Below are 579 nucleotides of genomic sequence, written 5' to 3' on the forward strand. Positions count from 1 at the left end.
TGATCTCCGGGGCGGAAGCGGATTACGCCCGCTCGGAGCCTGTCCCGAACGGCCGACGGGAATTCCCGAACCTCGCGCCTCATGTGGCGGAAGTCGCGGCCGCCCGCGCGGGCGCCGGCGCGGTGGCGCGGCTCACCGTCAGGCATGATCTGCAACGTTCGCTCGAAGACCTCGCGCGCGACCGCGCCCGAGCCCTGGGCCCCGGCCTATCGGTGGCGATCGTGGCGGCCGACGTCGCGACCGGAGCGATTGAAGCCTCCGTGGGCTCGGCGGATTACTTCGACGCGACGCGCGCCGGCGCGCTCGACCAGACGCGGGCGGTGCGATCGCCGGGCTCGGCGCTGAAACCGTTCATCTACGCGCTTGCTTTCGAGAACGGGCTCGCCGCGCCCGCGACCCTGATCGAGGACCGGCCGGCGCGCTTCGGCGACTATGCTCCGCGCAACTTCGATCAGGCGTTTCATGGCACGGTGAGCGCGGCGGAAGCGCTGGCGCTGTCGCTCAACATCCCGGCGGTGGCGTTGCTCGACGCGGTCGGGCCCGCGCGCTTCGTGGCCCGTCTCCGCGCGGCCAGATCGG

1 protein-coding gene is annotated in these 579 nt (G+C 72.5%); it reads left to right on the forward strand.

The genetic code is table 11. From position 1 onward, the window contains the following. Positions 1-579: penicillin-binding transpeptidase domain-containing protein (locus ACIKT0_RS19745; protein WP_407106943.1), on the forward strand; the 579-nt coding region annotated here is incomplete at both ends.

The organism is Hansschlegelia beijingensis (assembly GCF_045505405.1).
In the GTDB taxonomy this organism is placed as follows: domain Bacteria; phylum Pseudomonadota; class Alphaproteobacteria; order Rhizobiales; family Methylopilaceae; genus Methylopila; species Methylopila beijingensis_A.